Source organism: Gillisia sp. Hel_I_29 (assembly GCF_000744275.1).
GTDB lineage: Bacteria > Bacteroidota > Bacteroidia > Flavobacteriales > Flavobacteriaceae > Gillisia.
In genome coordinates, this window is sequence record NZ_JQLP01000005.1 from 1,416,023 (window position 1) to 1,430,525 (window position 14,503).

General features: G+C 34.9%; 14 protein-coding genes and 1 tRNA gene. 6 read left to right on the top strand and 9 right to left on the bottom strand.

The window, feature by feature from the left end; all coding sequences use genetic code 11:
• Positions 1-8: 8 nt before the first annotated feature.
• Positions 9-815 (bottom strand): MBL fold metallo-hydrolase, encoded by an 807-nt coding sequence (locus P163_RS11540; RefSeq protein ID WP_034891212.1) that lies wholly within the window; start codon positions 813-815, stop codon positions 9-11.
• 161 nt (positions 816-976) lie between these two features.
• Between P163_RS11540 and treF the strand changes: the two genes are divergently transcribed.
• Complete coding sequence (treF, locus tag P163_RS11545) at positions 977-2,584, top strand: alpha,alpha-trehalase TreF (RefSeq protein ID WP_034891215.1); 1,608 nt, start codon at positions 977-979, stop codon at positions 2,582-2,584.
• On the opposite strand, the gene P163_RS11550 is transcribed toward treF, so the two are convergent.
• The 6 genes from P163_RS11550 to P163_RS11575 form a co-directional block, all read right to left on the bottom strand.
• A complete protein-coding gene (locus tag P163_RS11550; RefSeq protein WP_034891218.1) occupies positions 2,581-3,048 on the bottom strand; it encodes a GNAT family N-acetyltransferase in 468 nt (155 codons plus the stop codon). The two genes, treF and P163_RS11550, sit on opposite strands and share 4 nt — an antisense overlap.
• A 2-nt stretch (positions 3,049-3,050) precedes the next feature.
• Complete coding sequence (locus P163_RS11555) at positions 3,051-3,392, bottom strand: DUF1622 domain-containing protein (RefSeq protein ID WP_034891221.1); 342 nt, start codon at positions 3,390-3,392, stop codon at positions 3,051-3,053.
• Positions 3,385-4,395, bottom strand: a complete 1,011-nt coding sequence (locus P163_RS11560) for a formimidoylglutamase (protein WP_034891224.1) — start codon at positions 4,393-4,395, stop codon at positions 3,385-3,387. Before P163_RS11560 ends, P163_RS11555 begins: the two co-directional genes overlap by 8 nt.
• A complete protein-coding gene (gene hutI, locus P163_RS11565) occupies positions 4,395-5,633 on the bottom strand; it encodes an imidazolonepropionase (protein ID WP_034891227.1) in 1,239 nt (412 codons plus the stop codon). Before hutI ends, P163_RS11560 begins: the two co-directional genes overlap by 1 nt.
• Before the next feature lie 161 nt (positions 5,634-5,794).
• Positions 5,795-6,172 carry a PH domain-containing protein gene (locus tag P163_RS11570; RefSeq protein ID WP_034891230.1) on the bottom strand — a complete coding sequence of 126 codons (378 nt, stop codon included), beginning with the start codon at positions 6,170-6,172 and terminating at the stop codon, positions 5,795-5,797.
• Between the two features lies 1 nt (position 6,173).
• A complete protein-coding gene (locus P163_RS11575) occupies positions 6,174-7,226 on the bottom strand; it encodes an NAD(P)-dependent alcohol dehydrogenase (RefSeq protein ID WP_034891233.1) in 1,053 nt (350 codons plus the stop codon).
• A gap of 203 nt (positions 7,227-7,429) precedes the next feature.
• Here P163_RS11575 and P163_RS11580 point away from each other — a divergent pair, with 203 nt between their 5' ends.
• The 3 genes from P163_RS11580 (at position 7,430) to P163_RS11590 (ending at position 9,474) form a co-directional block, all read left to right on the top strand.
• A complete protein-coding gene (locus P163_RS11580; protein ID WP_034891236.1) occupies positions 7,430-8,584 on the top strand; it encodes a trans-sulfuration enzyme family protein in 1,155 nt (384 codons plus the stop codon).
• A gap of 38 nt (positions 8,585-8,622) precedes the next feature.
• The gene (bshB1, locus tag P163_RS11585; RefSeq protein ID WP_034891239.1) at positions 8,623-9,339 is read left to right on the top strand and encodes a bacillithiol biosynthesis deacetylase BshB1; all 717 of its coding nucleotides are present in this window, start codon (positions 8,623-8,625) and stop codon (positions 9,337-9,339) included.
• A gap of 59 nt (positions 9,340-9,398) precedes the next feature.
• Positions 9,399-9,474 (top strand) — tRNA-His (locus P163_RS11590).
• Between the two features lie 70 nt (positions 9,475-9,544).
• On the opposite strand, the gene P163_RS11595 is transcribed toward P163_RS11590, so the two are convergent.
• Positions 9,545-10,093, bottom strand: coding sequence for a pyridoxamine 5'-phosphate oxidase family protein (locus P163_RS11595; RefSeq protein ID WP_051931233.1), 549 nt, complete (start codon positions 10,091-10,093; stop codon positions 9,545-9,547).
• Between the two features lie 4 nt (positions 10,094-10,097).
• Positions 10,098-10,823 carry an SIMPL domain-containing protein gene (locus tag P163_RS11600; RefSeq protein ID WP_034891242.1) on the bottom strand — a complete coding sequence of 242 codons (726 nt, stop codon included), beginning with the start codon at positions 10,821-10,823 and terminating at the stop codon, positions 10,098-10,100.
• 81 nt (positions 10,824-10,904) lie between these two features.
• Between P163_RS11600 and guaA the strand changes: the two genes are divergently transcribed.
• Entirely contained in the window at positions 10,905-12,437 is a 1,533-nt protein-coding gene (gene guaA, locus P163_RS11605; RefSeq protein ID WP_034891245.1) for a glutamine-hydrolyzing GMP synthase, read from the top strand.
• A gap of 68 nt (positions 12,438-12,505) precedes the next feature.
• Positions 12,506-14,497, top strand: coding sequence for a LysM peptidoglycan-binding domain-containing protein (locus P163_RS11610; RefSeq protein ID WP_034891248.1), 1,992 nt, complete (start codon positions 12,506-12,508; stop codon positions 14,495-14,497).
• The last annotated feature ends 6 nt before the right edge of the window (positions 14,498-14,503 follow it).

Here is a 14,503-nt window from a genome sequence, read left to right on the forward strand (position 1 = left end):
TGATAAGATTATCCTTTTGTTGGATACCACTCTAACAATTCAACAGTAATATCTTTGTTCTCTTTATTAACCAATTCCTTAAATTTTTCTACATCAGCTAGTCCATCTTTACCTCTATAGTGGTAAGGGATGACTTTCTTAGGTTGGAAAGCAAGTACTCCCTTTGCAGCATCTTCAACCGTCATTGTGTAAGGTAAGTTCATTGGTACCAGTGCTATATCAATATTCTTAAGGTTTCTCATCTCTGGAACATCTTCGGTATCTCCGGCTATATAAAGTCTTTGGCCATCTTTCTCCAAAACATAGCCATTTCCTCTCCCTTTAGTATGCATAGCGTCTGGACTTTCCGGCAAATTATACATAGGAATTGCAGTAATGTTGAATCCCATAAAGTCTTGAGAATCTCCATTATTCATTACTATAAGATTTTTTTGAAGATCTTGAGGTAATTTTTCCTGAACTGCTTTAGGTACTATGATCTTTGTTTCTCCTAATTGTAAAGCCTTTAAAGTTTCGGCCTCCATATGATCTTGATGAATATCTGTGATCAATACAAAACTTGGTTTAGCTTGACCTTCAAAACCGGCAGCTCCTCCTACTGGATCTGTATAGATAATAGTTTTATCCCATAGAATAACTGATGTCGCATGAGATATTGGAGTAATATTTATACTAGTCTTATTCTCCATTTCATCTTGACGTGTTTCCGCCGGAGTCATAACTTCAGAACTCATTTCTTCAGTAGAGTCTTTAGCTTCATTTTTACAAGAAGTGAATACGGCTGCTAGAGCCAAAATTGTAACTATTTTCTTCATTTTGTTAATTTTGGAATAAAGTTACTGTTCTAAATAGATAATATAGTGGGTATTAGTATAAATTTAGCAATAGTTCAATCTCAAAACTAGGTCATTTATACGGTATTTGTTTAACTTTAAATGCTAATCGGCATTTTCCAAATTTCAATCTCAAAATCTCTATGTTGCATACAGATCTTCGTTATTTTTTATACCCTGGTTTATTAGTGCTATTTATTTCATGTTCTGGAGGTAAGGTTGTAACAGATAAATCTGTGAAGATCCTACCACCGGAAGAGTTGTATGGCAAACTTTTCTATGACGTACAGGAAAGACAGATCTTTGAGGATAGTAAAACTTTTGTAGATGCCATTCCCCTTGGTAATGTAGATACCATCGTTAAATTATACTTCAATAAAGGAAAATTGAATAATACAGATCTGCGGTATTTCGTATTAGATAACTATGAAATTCCTCAAAATGATATCAATTTCACTTCAGATTCAGTATCCATAAATAATCATATAAAACAATTATGGAAAACTTTAAAAAGACCTTATGATGAAAAGATCTCAGGAACTTTATTGCCGCTTCCAAATCCGTATATAGTTCCAGGAGGAAGGTTTAGAGAGATCTACTATTGGGACAGTTATTTCACAATGTTAGGTTTGCGTGTAGACGGGGAGAAGGAGACTATAAAGCATATGGTAGACAACTTTACGTATCTTATAGAAACAAACGGTTTTATACCAAATGGGAATAGATCTTATTATTTAGGAAGATCACAACCTCCATTCTTCGCAAATATGGTTCAAATCTTAGCAGATACTGAAGGAGAGCAGGTGTATGAAAATTATATGCCCACATTAGAAAAAGAATATCTTTTTTGGATGAATGGTGAAGATTGTATAGATGAATTAGAACCTACTAATAGAAGAGTGGTTCGGTTAAAAGATGGGGAGATCTTAAACAGGTATTGGGATGATTTTGACACTCCACGTCCAGAGAGTTATAGGGAAGATGTGATAACTGCCAATAAAGCTTTAAAGAAATATCCGGAACTAAGTAGAGAGAATGTGTATCGTAATTTAAGAGCCGGAGCAGAATCTGGTTGGGATTTTTCTAGTAGATGGCTAATTAAAGATATGAAAGGAGAGTATGATCTATCTACAATTAGAACTACTCATATAATTCCTGTAGATCTTAATGTATTGCTTTTTAATGTGGAAAGAACATTGGCTAAGGGCTATAAATTTAATGAAAATCTTTCTAAAGCTAATTATTATAAAGCTAAATACTTAGCAAGGCGTAAAGCTATAAATAAGTATTTGTGGAGCAGGCAGGAAGGTTTTTTTATGGATTACAATTTTATCTTGGAAGCACAAACCGAAACTCTTTCCTTAGCGGGTGTTTACCCCTTATTCTTTAATCTTGCTACTGAGGCTCAGGCGAGATCTATTTCAGCGAAATTAGAAACTATTTTTCTAAGACCAGGAGGATTGGTTACCACCCCTTATCATACAGGAGAGCAATGGGATGCTCCTAATGGTTGGGCTCCATTGCAATACATGAGTATCGAGGGCTTAAAAAATTATTCTTATAAAGATCTCGCAGATAAAATTGCAAAAAGATGGACTAGCCTTAATGAAAAGGTGTACTCACAAAATTACAAGATGCTAGAGAAATACAATGTAGAAGATCTATCCAAAAAAAGTGGAGGAGGAGAATATCCTACGCAAGATGGTTTTGGATGGACAAATGGCGTATATCAGGCGCTTACGAAAGATTAAGATCTTAGATCTAGTTTCATTTTTATATCCCCTCGAGAATAAGGATTTTTCTCTTCAATGGGTATTTCTTTAAAGCCATATTTAAAATAGATATAAATTGCGTTCTCCAGCTTTCGGTTAGAATACAGAATCAATTCTTTCAATTTTTGAGCTTTCGCATACGCTATTGCATGATTCATTAATTTCTGACCTAAGTGTTTTCCTTGATGTGATGGAATAATAGCCATTTTTGTGAGTTCGTAAATACCGTCTTCAATTTTCATTAAAGCTACAGTACCAACGATCTTGTCATTCTCCTGAATGAAAAAAATAGTTCCACCTGGGGTAATTATATATTTTTCAGGATTACTTAATACCTCTTCATCATGAGGTTCTACATAAAAATACTTCTCTAACCACGCAATATTAAGCTCCTTGAATTCTTTGGAAAATTTTTTCTCAAAAGGAATAATACTTATACTCATCATTAATCTGTCTTTTGCCAAGGAAATTTGCCTTCCAATTCTACCTGAAGAGAAAGGCTTAAAAATGTTCTAATTAAAACAATAAGGCCTAGAGATAGTACTTGTTGGATAGTTGGATCTATAACCACAGTACCAATTATATCTCCTGCTACCAAAAATTCTAAACCTAATAGTATGGCCTTACCTAATTCTTGCCTTAATATTTTATAAGATCTATTCGCTGCCTGAAGCTTAAATGCATACCTCACCAAGGCAATAGCTGCGCCTATGATTATTGTGAGTATACCTGTTACTTCTATAACATTAGCCATGATCTCTATAAAATATAGCAAGTCCTTATCCATAACTTTCAGCTGTTATAAAATCTGTGATCAAATAGCTGATGGATTTTCCAACCTGTACGGCATTGGTACTATCGGCAGAAGCTTCGCAAATATGTAGGTATTTTATTTTTTCCTCTTCAGAAGCTAGCCAGATAAAATTTCTAACCATATTAATAGGCAAGCCTGTTGGACTTTGTGCACTGCTAGAAAAATCTTTTATAGCATCACAATCCAATTCAAGCCCAAATTCATCATGAGAGACCATTTCCAATTCTTCTAAAAATGCTTTTTTGATCTTTTCTGAAGACATTAAGATGAGGTGCTCAAACAATCTAAAACTGTCATTAGCAGATTTTTTCATCTCATCGAAGATATATTGTGGAGTATAATTTTGATGAACCCCAAATACGCGATATTTCCCTAGGATCTTATCCTTTCTAGCAAAGCTAAAACCATTACCACTGTGGCGATAGTCTGTAGTCCTAAGATCTGTATGAGCATCTATATTTAAAACATTTATAGGTTTTTCTAAAGCATTAAAAGCTCCTCTAATATTACCATAGGCATTATTATGACCCCCACCTATGATAATAGGTACTTTACCGGCAGCAATAATTTTTTGCACCACCAAGCTCACTATATCATCTAAATGACTTACCAGCTCTCCCATTTTTATATGGTAATTAGGATCTTGAGAATCTAGGTTAGATGCCTTTTGCATTAAACCTTCACAACTTATTTCTCCTAATAGAATTAGATTCTCTGGTCTGGTATATAAATTAGCTTGAATATTTAGCAGAGCAGCCAAAGTCGCTTCCCAAGCTTTTGAAGCTCCATCTTTTCCATAATTAGCTCTTACTCCAATATCTTCTGGTATTCCGAAAAGTACATATTTTGCGTTTGAAGTTGCAAGTGTTCCAAGATCATCTAAGAATTGAACTTTTTCTCCAAATTTCACTTCTCCCTTTCTAAGGGCAATTAATTTTTCTACAGACTTAAAACTGTATAACGTAAATCCTTCCATTAATTTAAAATATTACCATTTATGTATACAGATGCTATCTTATTACTTCCGAAGGAATAAGGCAGGTATGCGTAAGATGGTATTGGTTCTGTAATTATAAAATTTGCTGATTTTCCTTTGGTGATGCTTCCATGAGTAGTGCTTAATTCCATTGCATAAGCTCCATTGATAGTAGCTGCATTTATAGCCTCTTCCGGAGTCATATTCATTTTTATACAAGCTAAAGAAACCACTAAATTCATATTTCCGCTAGGCGCACTTCCTGGATTATAATCTGTAGCCAAGGCTAACGGTAAACCTGCATCAATGATCTCTCTTCCCGGTGTATAAGGAATACTAAGAAAAAGCGAACATCCTGGCAATGCAACAGGAATGGTTTTCGAGTTCTTTAAACACTCAATATCTTCTGGCCTCATTACTTCTAAATGATCTACACTTAAAGCTCCATTTTCAACCCCTGCTTGAACTCCGCCAATAGCGTGAAATTGATTTACATGGATCTTTGCTTGTAAGCCTAGTTTTTTTGCCGCTGCCAATAGCGTATTAGTATCGTCTACATCAAAATATCCTTGCTCGCAAAAGATGTCTATATATTCTGCTAATTTCTGATCAACTACTTGAGGAAGAATTTCTTCAATCACGTAATTAATATATTCCTTCCTTTTTGCCTTATATTCTGTAGGTAGGGCATGAGCTCCTAAAAAAGTAGCTTTAATGGGAAGATCAAATTCCTCTTTCAGTTTTTGGATGACTCTTAAAAGTTTTAACTCTCCTTCTTTTTTAAGTCCATAGCCCGATTTTATTTCGATAGCGCCGGTTCCTAAGCTCATTACTTCTTTTAATCTTTGAGCAGATTGTTCGTAAACATCTTCTTCAGAAGTATTTTCCAAAGTTTTTGCGCTATTAAGGATCCCGCCTCCACGATTAGCGATTTCTTCATAGGTAAGTCCGCTAATTCTATCTGCAAATTCCTGTTCTCTATTTCCTGCATAAACCAAATGTGTATGAGAATCGCACCATGTTGGTAATACAATTCTCCCTGTAAGATCTATGGTTTTTTCAACATTAATTTCCGGGAGTGCATTCATTTCTCCAAAATCTTCTATTTTCTCATTATTAATCAACAACCAGGCATTTTTAAGGGTAGGAAGTATGTTCATCTCCTTTCCGCTAACTTTTTCTACGGAAGAGTCCCGAATTTGCACAAGTTCTTGAATGTTGGTAAATAGTATTTTCATAGTGTAAAGATAGAAAAGTAGGGAAGAATTTTATGAAGTAAATGAGTTAAGTTACTATGAAAAATGTGATGTAATTATCAAAATTCTTGAAGTTAGCGCAAAAAAAAATCGGATAGATTCTTAGAATCCATCCGATCATATAATTTTAAATTAAGTTCAATTTATAATGTGAACTCTGCTAATAATTGTTGCACTTCATAAATATTAACATTCCTATTAAAACGCTTAGAAATTGAAGGACTTTGTTCTCCGGAGATCCAGATTTTTAATTCTGCATCCAGGTCAAAACTGCCCGCAGTTTCTATGCTAAATCTACTAATGCTCTTATAACTAACAGAGAAATATTCGATCTTTCTCCCTGTAAGTCCTTGAACGTCTACAATAATGAGTCTTTTATTGGTGAAGATAAAAGTGTCTCTAATGATCTTAAAACCAGCTTCTATACCTTCTGAAGGTATTAAAAGCTTAGCATAATCTTTCTCTAGTACACTTTTTTCTATTGCACCTGCGTTCCCTAACAGGGAAGAGATCAAACTCATATTAAGAATTTTTAAGAGATTTCATATCGATCACAAATCTGTATTTTACATCAGATTTCACTACGCGATCATAAGCTTTATTGATATTTTGAATGTCTATCATCTCCACATCCGAAACTATGTTATGCTCACCACAGAAATCTAACATTTCTTGAGTTTCTTCTATTCCACCAATTAGTGAACCAGCTATTCTCTTTCTTGAGGCGATCAATCCACCTCCATGAATTGGATCTAAAGGTTCTATTGCTCCAACAAGTACCATAGTTGCATCTCTTTTTAACAAAGCAATATAAGGGTTCACATCATGACCAACAGGAACTGTATTCAGTAAAAAGTCAAAAGAGTTCTTATGTTTATCCATCTCTTTTTCATCTTTAGAGATCAAAACTTCTGCAGCTCCTAATTTCTTAGCATCCTGACTTTTATCTGGAGAAGTGGTTATCATCACCACATGAGCTCCCATAGCGTTCGCTAATTTTATTCCCATATGTCCTAATCCTCCTAGACCAATAACTCCAACTTTATCACCCTTCTTCACATTCCATTGTCTTAAAGGAGAATACGTGGTAATTCCTGCACACAACAGAGGAGCTACCGCTTTAATGTCAAGATTTTCTGGAACCTGTAATACAAATTTTCTATCTACTACTATTTTTTCAGAATAACCACCAAAAGTGTGGCCACCTAAATGCTCATCCGGACTATTGTAAGTATAGGTAGCACCGTTCTCGCAATATTGTTCTAAACCTTCTTTACAGGAGTCACAATGCTGGCAGGAGTCTACCATACATCCTACCCCTACAAGATCTCCTTCTTTAAATTTGCTGGCATTCTTACCAGCTTTTACTACTCTACCAATAATCTCATGTCCGGGTACAGATGGATATTTTGCATTTTTCCAATCATTTCTTACAGTATGAATATCAGAATGACAAACCCCACAATACAGAATATCTATTTCAACATCTTCTTCAGTGATTTCTCTTCTAGTAATATCAAAAGGTTTTAAATCTGCAGTGCTAGACTGCGCAGCATATGCTTTTACTTCGCTCATTTTCAATTTTTTTTAAGAATATAAATTTAATCATTAGTAGGTCGCTTACTCTACTTTGGGCTTACTTTAAAACAAGTTTAACTTTAGCTTCATTATAATTCCCGGAGCTATTGCCTTATCTCATAGCGCAATAAATTTTGCAAGCGTACTAATATTCTTTTTACCTTGGATGAAAATTTGCAATTACAAAAGAATCAATATTTATGAAAGAGAATAAATTAGGTCTTAATACAATATGTACACATACAGGAGAGCTGGTAGATACTCAGTTTAAAGGAGCCATTTCTCCATTGTTTATGTCTACTTCTTATGCCTTTGAAGATGTTGAGGTAAAGAGATATCCAAGATATTTTAATACTCCAAACCAAGTGGCGCTAGCAAAAAAAATGGCCGCTTTAGAACATGGCGAAGCAGCGCTAATTTTCGGAAGTGGAATGGCGGCGGTAAGTACTTCTATGTTCGCCTTTTTACATAAAGGAGATCACGTGGTGCTTCAAAATACGCTTTATGGTGGAACTAGTAACTTAGTGGTAGAAGAGTTTGAGAAATTTGGAATAGAATATTCGTTTACAGAAGATCTTAAGATTGAGAGTTTCAAGGCCCAGATTCAAGATAACACAAAGGTGATCTATATTGAAACTCCATCCAACCCACTATTAACCGTTACCGATATTAAAGCGGTTGCGGAACTTGCTAAAGAACATAACTTGGTAAGTATGATAGATAACACATTTGCTTCTCCGGTGAATCAAAATCCTATAGATTTTGGAATAGACATAGTTATTCACTCTGCAACCAAATACATGGGTGGGCACAGTGATATTTTAGCAGGAACGGTGATCTCTTCTGAAGAGCATATCAATACTATTTTTCAGATGGCTAAGAACTTTGGAGGAAGTTTAAGTGATTATACCGTATGGTTATTAGAACGCAGTTTAAAGACAATGGGAATTCGTGTGAAGGCTCAGAATAAGAATGCTAAGAAATTGGCTAAATTTTTAGAAAAGCATGAAGATATTAGTCAGGTATATTATCCGGGTTTAAAATCTCATCCAGATCATAAGTTAGCAAAATCTCAGATGCATGGTTTTGGAGGAATGATGTCTTTTGAGCTAAGGGAAGGATTAGATGCAGATTTATTTCAGAAAAAATTAAAACTAATTAAATCTTCTATGAGTTTGGCAGGGGTAGAGTCTACTATTCTTTCACCTACAAAAACATCTCATGCATTGTTAACTCCGGAAGAAAGAGAGAAACAAGGTATAAGAGACGGCCTTCTAAGATTCTCTGTTGGGATAGAAGAAAAGGAAGATCTTATAGCTGATATTGAGCAAGCGCTAAAAGAGTTGAAAGGTTAAGTGTCTAAGTCGACCAATTTGTAAGTAAAATTTTATATATGAAATTAGATATCTTAGCTATAGGTGCACATCCAGATGATGTAGAATTAAGTTGTTCTGGAACACTTGCTAAAGAAATATCCAAAGGAAAAAAAGTAGGAATTCTAGACCTTACCAGAGGAGAATTAGGAACTCGAGGTACTGCGATAACAAGAAGGGAAGAGGCAGAAAGTGCTGCAAAAATTCTCGGAGTATCGGTGAGAGAAAATCTAGGTTTTAGTGATGGTTTTTTTGAAAATAATAAAGAGCATCAACTAAAAATCATAGAGATTTTAAGAAAATATAAACCAGAAATAGTTTTTTGTAACGCTATAGAAGATAGGCATATAGATCACGGTAAAGGCTCTAAACTTGTGAGTGATGCTTGTTTTTTAAGTGGATTACGCCGAATAGAGACTCTAGATGAAAATGGGGAACAAGAGGCTTGGAGACCTAAACAGGTTTTTCATTATATACAATGGAAAAACTTGGTACCGGATGTAGTAGTAGATATTTCAGGGTTTATGGATGTAAAGCTAAAGTCTGTAAAAGCGTATAAGACGCAGTTCTATGATAAGGATAGCTCAGAGCCTAAAACTCCCATCTCTAGCGATAATTTTTTAGATAGTATTACCTACAGAGCGCGTGATTTAGGTAGGATAATTGGTACAGATCATGCTGAAGGATTCACTGTAGAACGCTATGTAGCAGTAGATTCCATTTTTGACCTAATTTAATTTTATTTTTTTCTTGGTAGAAATGTAGAAATGATATACATTTGCAACCGCGAATAAATGGTGGTTGTAGCTCAGCTGGTTAGAGCATCGGTTTGTGGTACCGAGGGTCGCCGGTTCGAACCCGGTCTTCCACCCTTTTTAAACTCCTTAGGAAACTAAGGAGTTTTTTTATGTCTTAAATTGAGGTGCTTAGAGTTCTAGCGTTCTAAGGAACTACAAAATCTCCTTGCCATGTATTAATAGTTCTATTAAAAATAAGCCTTGTATGGTCTGAATCTTTATGTAGCTGAAGGTAGTCTATAGATGTAATTCTAAATTCGAGAATGCAAAAGTTTATCCTTGAATCTCGTTCTATATAAATAGGCTTTTTAAGCGTAGTACCTGGCGGTAACACAGTATTATAGTCGCTTGCAGCTTTTTTATCTATACGTTCTAAATTTTCTTTATAAAGAGCATCTTTAGTATGTATACTCACTTTACCTTGAAGAGAAAGTTGCAGGCTTTTATCGTGATGGTAAAAAAGTAAACTTCCTCCAGCATTATTAAATACCTGAGTTACCTTATCTGATCTGAAATCTGTATAAAATATTAGTGTTCTATCTTCTGTTATTCCTCGTAGAACTAAAGTTCGCTGTTTTATCTCGTTCCTATTAATTAGCGTTGCAAGCGTGCAAAATCTAAATGGATGACCATGTTCTGAAATACCTTTTTCTAACTCTACCCACGCATTTTCTAAATATGCAGTTTCTTCCATATAACTATTCTATTTCGTATTCTAATCTCATGGTTATAGAGGCCGTTTTCTTCTTATCCTGTGTGTTATACGCGCCACTCCAGCTATAGTCTTCACCGCTGTTTTTTCCTGTGATCTGAAATACTCCCATACTCGCATTGTTGAGTTTGCCTAAGGAACCACCACTATTCTCTGCAATTTTTTCTGCTCTTAATCTAGCATCTTCTGTGGCTTTTGAGATCATAGAAATTTTCAGGTCTGAGATCTTGGTGTAATAATAGCGAGGAGGAGTAGAGTTAAATTGAACACCTTTATTTAAAAGCTCTGTAATTTCTCTTGAAACCTTTTCAATTAATTCTACATCTACAGATTCAATTTTCACAGATTGATTAAGTTCGTATCCCTTAAAGATGCTACCTACATAATTTCCATTCTGATATTGATTTTCCTGCTGTTCAATGGTCTGTACCGAGTTAAATACAATATTTTCAGATTTAATACCTTTACTAATTAAATATTGTTTCACTATTTCCTTGTCAGATTCTAAGTCTTCAAAGGCCTGTTTTAGATTCGGAAACGTCCTGCTAAATTTACCTTCCCAAACTATAAGATCTGAAGTGAAATTCTCACTACCGGAGCCTGTTACAGAGATGACTCCTTTAGGCTGAGCTCTTTCTACGTAAGCATTTCCTAAGAAGTAAGAAGCCAGAACAATGGCAATTGCAAAGATGATAGCACTAATGTATTTCATAGAAGACGATTATTTTTCTTTTAAAGATATAAAAATTGATTTCCTCTAACTCATTTTTGCCTCAAATTCTTACTTTTGTGCATGCAACAAAACGTACTTATCTTAGACTTCGGCTCGCAGTACACGCAATTAATCGCAAGGCGTGTAAGAGAATTAAATATTTTCTGTGAAATATTTCCTTATAATAATCCTCCAAAAGATCTTTCAACTTACAAAGCGGTAATCCTTTCCGGAAGTCCATTTTCTGTAAGAGCAGAAGATGCTCCACATCCAGATCTTTCTGAGATTAGAGGAAAACTGCCAGTTTTGGCGGTTTGTTATGGAGCTCAATATTTTGCTCATTTTCATGGTGGGAAAGTTGAACCGTCTCAAACAAGAGAATATGGTAGAGCTAATCTATCTATCATAAAAGATGCAGAACTTCTATTTGATGGTATTCGTGAGAACTCTCAGGTTTGGATGAGTCATAGTGATACTATAAAAGATCTACCTACTAATGGAGTGAGATTGGCAAGTACTGCAGATGTTCTAAATGCAGCGTATAGAATTGACGGTGAAGAGACCTACGCCATTCAATTCCACCCAGAAGTTTACCACTCTACAGATGGAAAGCAATTGTTAGAAAATTTCCTTGTAAAGATTGCAGATGTACCACAAACTTGGACACCTCATGCTTTTGTGGATATGACGGTAGATGAATTAAGAGAAAAGATAGGTGAAGATAAAGTAGTTCTTGGCCTTAGTGGGGGAGTAGATTCTACCGTTGCGGCAGTATTGCTTCATAAAGCTATTGGTAAAAACTTATACTGCATTTTCGTTAATAACGGTCTATTAAGAAAAGGAGAGTTTGAAAGTGTACTAGATCAATATAAAGATATGGGCTTGAACGTAAAGGGAGTAGACGCTTCCGGACGTTTTTTAACAGCTCTTGCCGGAATAAGCGATCCGGAGACTAAACGCAAAAAGATTGGAAATGCTTTTATAGAGGTGTTTGATGATGAAGCACATTTAATTAAAGATGTAAAATTCCTTGCCCAAGGAACGATTTATCCAGATGTGATTGAATCTGTATCTGTTTCTGGAGGTCCTTCTGCCACGATAAAATCTCATCATAATGTTGGTGGATTGCCAGATTTTATGAAACTTAAAATTGTAGAACCTCTAAAGATGTTATTTAAAGATGAGGTAAGAAGAGTAGGAGCTGAAATGGGCATAGATGCAGAATTATTAGGGAGGCATCCTTTTCCTGGCCCGGGTCTTGCTATTAGAATCTTGGGAGATATCACTGCAGAAAAAGTAAGGATCTTACAAGAAGTAGACGCTATCTTTATTAATGGTCTTAAAGAATGGATGTTGTATGATAAGGTTTGGCAAGCGGGTGCTATCTTACTTCCTGTAAACTCTGTAGGTGTTATGGGAGATGAAAGAACGTATGAGAAAGTAGTTGCTTTACGTGCTGTGGAATCTACAGATGGTATGACCGCAGATTGGGTAAACCTACCATACGACTTTCTTCAAAAGACCTCAAATGATATAATAAATCGTGTTAAGGGCGTTAATAGAGTAGTGTATGACATTAGCTCTAAGCCACCAGCAACTATAGAATGGGAGTAGAATATCTTTGAACTTTTGATGTTAAGTTTTGAGAATACTGCTTTTTAAATAATATGAAAATCACGAAAATGAAGTACTTAATTGTTTTATGTTTATTTTTCCAGGTAGTTACTTCTACCGCTTATGGGCAAGCTTATAAATACCATACGGTGTCTCCGGGGGAAACTGTTTTTAGTATTTCGCAAAAATATGGAATTAGTGAAGCTGCTATCTATAAATATAATCCAGATGCTAAGAATGGGATACAGATTTCCAGCAAACTAGTAATTCCGGTAGTTGAGGATAATACGGTTAATAATAGCGCTGTTGCAGAAAATTCTCCTGTAAGTTTCACTTCGCATAAAGTTGAAAAGAAAGAAACATTATACAGTCTTTCAAAACAATATAATGTAGACATTGAAGATATTAAGAAGTATAATAAACAATTATATTCAAAAGAACTTCAGAAGGGAGAAACGGTTCAGATACCTGTATTTGGAAAAGCTCCATTTAGAAACGTAAAGACGGAAGTACCATCTCAACCAAAATCTGAAATAACCAGAAGTCCTGCTAAAACTCCACAGATCTCTAAGACTAGAGAACATATTATTATTCCTAAAGAAACGAAATATGGAATAGCAAGAAAATATGGGATGACTGTTGCAGAGCTAGAGGCTTTAAATCCAACAGTAGATGTGCTACAGCCGGGTATTATGCTTAAAGTAGGTACTAATGTATTAGATGAACCTGTGATCATTACAGATAATGCATTTGAATTTTATGAAGTTCAACCACAGGAGACTTTATATAGTTTAACAAAAAGATTTCAAATAGAACAAGACTCCTTAATAGCGCTCAACCCAGCTTTAAAAGATGGTTTGAAATATGGAATGGTTCTTAAAGTGCCTACTAAAGATGCTTATGGAAGAGAATTAAAAGAAGTTCCAGCTGAAAAAGCAGAGAATGCCATAACTAGTAAAGTACAATCTTTAAGCTTAGAAAATAAGATCAAAGATTTCAAAACAAAGAATATAGTTTTAATGTTGCCTTATGGCTTGAATAAGGTTAGAATAGATTCTACCTCGAATGCTGGAAAGGTGCTGGAGAGCGATAGAGTAATGAGAATATCTTTAGATTTCTACAGTGGGGTTTTAATGGCTGTTAAGAAAGCAAAAGATCTTGGTATTTCTACAAATTTGAAAATCTATGACAGTCAGCAACAAACATCAAGTGTTTCTTCTATTATCAATTCTAATAGTTTTAGTAATGTGGATGCAGTAATAGGACCGCTACTTCAAGCCACTTCAGAAGAGGCTGCTCAGCTGTTATCCAATAAGAACATTCCAGTGATCTCTCCAATGACAAATAGAGAACTAAGATCAATGTCAAATCTATATCAATCTATGCCTACAGATGATATGTTAAGAGATGCTATGATCTCATATCTTCAAAAGAATTCTCAAGATAAGAACGTAATAGTAATAGCAGATGGAGCCAATACTGCTACCAAGAGTAAACTGATGAATGCTATGCCCAATGCAAGAACAGTGAACGTTTCTGGTAATAATGTTACAGAATCTTCACTTGCATCTCTAATGTCTACCTCTCGTGAGAATTGGGTAATATTAGAATCTGAAAGTGTTGCACTACTTAGTACGGCAACATCAGCATTGTTTAGACAGGCTAGAAAAAATAATATTACCTTATTTACTACCAATAAGAATAAATCTTTTGAGAGTGATGTGCTACTAAATGAGCATCTAGGGAAATTAAAGTTTCACTACCCTTCAGAATATAAAGAATTTGATGAAAATAATAGTGATTCTTTTATAGATGCTTATAAAGAAAAATATGGGTATTTGCCTAATAAATATACAACTAGAGGTTATGATCTAACGTTGGATGTATTGTTAAGATTGGGAGCAATGGGAACTTTAGAAAAGTCTGTACAAGAGAATATCATTACAGAATATGTGGAAAATGAGTTTCATTACAAGAAAAAAGCCAATGGTGGTTTTTACAATAGTGCAGTTTACATTATGGCGCTAGATGAGAACTTAAATTTAAATGTAGCAAACTAATTAAAA

Excerpts from the sequence above, each read along its gene's own strand:
- P163_RS11540 (WP_034891212.1), bottom strand. The coding sequence starts at position 815 with ATGAAGAAAATAGTTACAATTTTGGCTCTAGCAGCCGTATTCACTTCT.
- treF (WP_034891215.1), top strand. The coding sequence starts at position 977 with ATGTTGCATACAGATCTTCGTTATTTTTTATACCCTGGTTTATTAGTG.
- P163_RS11550 (WP_034891218.1), bottom strand. The coding sequence starts at position 3,048 with ATGAGTATAAGTATTATTCCTTTTGAGAAAAAATTTTCCAAAGAATTC.
- P163_RS11555 (WP_034891221.1), bottom strand. The coding sequence starts at position 3,392 with ATGGATAAGGACTTGCTATATTTTATAGAGATCATGGCTAATGTTATA.
- P163_RS11560 (WP_034891224.1), bottom strand. The coding sequence starts at position 4,395 with ATGGAAGGATTTACGTTATACAGTTTTAAGTCTGTAGAAAAATTAATT.
- hutI (WP_034891227.1), bottom strand. The coding sequence starts at position 5,633 with ATGAAAATACTATTTACCAACATTCAAGAACTTGTGCAAATTCGGGAC.
- P163_RS11570 (WP_034891230.1), bottom strand. The coding sequence starts at position 6,172 with ATGAGTTTGATCTCTTCCCTGTTAGGGAACGCAGGTGCAATAGAAAAA.
- P163_RS11575 (WP_034891233.1), bottom strand. The coding sequence starts at position 7,226 with ATGAGCGAAGTAAAAGCATATGCTGCGCAGTCTAGCACTGCAGATTTA.
- P163_RS11580 (WP_034891236.1), top strand. The coding sequence starts at position 7,430 with ATGAAAGAGAATAAATTAGGTCTTAATACAATATGTACACATACAGGA.
- bshB1 (WP_034891239.1), top strand. The coding sequence starts at position 8,623 with ATGAAATTAGATATCTTAGCTATAGGTGCACATCCAGATGATGTAGAA.
- P163_RS11595 (WP_051931233.1), bottom strand. The coding sequence starts at position 10,093 with ATGGAAGAAACTGCATATTTAGAAAATGCGTGGGTAGAGTTAGAAAAA.
- P163_RS11600 (WP_034891242.1), bottom strand. The coding sequence starts at position 10,823 with ATGAAATACATTAGTGCTATCATCTTTGCAATTGCCATTGTTCTGGCT.
- guaA (WP_034891245.1), top strand. The coding sequence starts at position 10,905 with ATGCAACAAAACGTACTTATCTTAGACTTCGGCTCGCAGTACACGCAA.
- P163_RS11610 (WP_034891248.1), top strand. The coding sequence starts at position 12,506 with ATGAAGTACTTAATTGTTTTATGTTTATTTTTCCAGGTAGTTACTTCT.